This window comes from Achromobacter sp. SIMBA_011 (genome assembly GCF_046535435.1).
In the GTDB taxonomy this organism is placed as follows: Bacteria; Pseudomonadota; Gammaproteobacteria; order Burkholderiales; family Burkholderiaceae_B; genus Achromobacter; species Achromobacter dolens.
The window spans coordinates 1-248 of record NZ_JAWRWN010000979.1; the positions used below are offsets into that span (position 1 = coordinate 1).

Genomic DNA, 248 nt, shown 5'->3' on the forward strand with positions numbered 1-248 from the left:
GGCTTCAGCTCGCATCGATCTCATCGCCTGGTTGTTCGCTCAGCTACATCCTTTGATTCGAACAATGGACTGGGGAAGGTCCAACTGGTCGGCACTGAGTGAACTGACTGTTGAGCTGGGGCGGCTGGAGCACCGTCTGGAGCGACTTGGCCACGCACCTTTAGCTTCGCTTACGGTTTTCCGACACCAGATCAGCAATGTGGTGCAGCGGGTATCGGGAAGCAGGGATGTGACGATGCCGCTTCCTT

1 protein-coding gene is annotated in these 248 nt (G+C 56.9%); it reads left to right on the top strand.

What is annotated here, in order from left to right:
- Positions 1-248: hypothetical protein (locus tag SB816_RS33925; RefSeq protein WP_410548489.1), on the top strand; the 248-nt coding region annotated here is incomplete at both ends.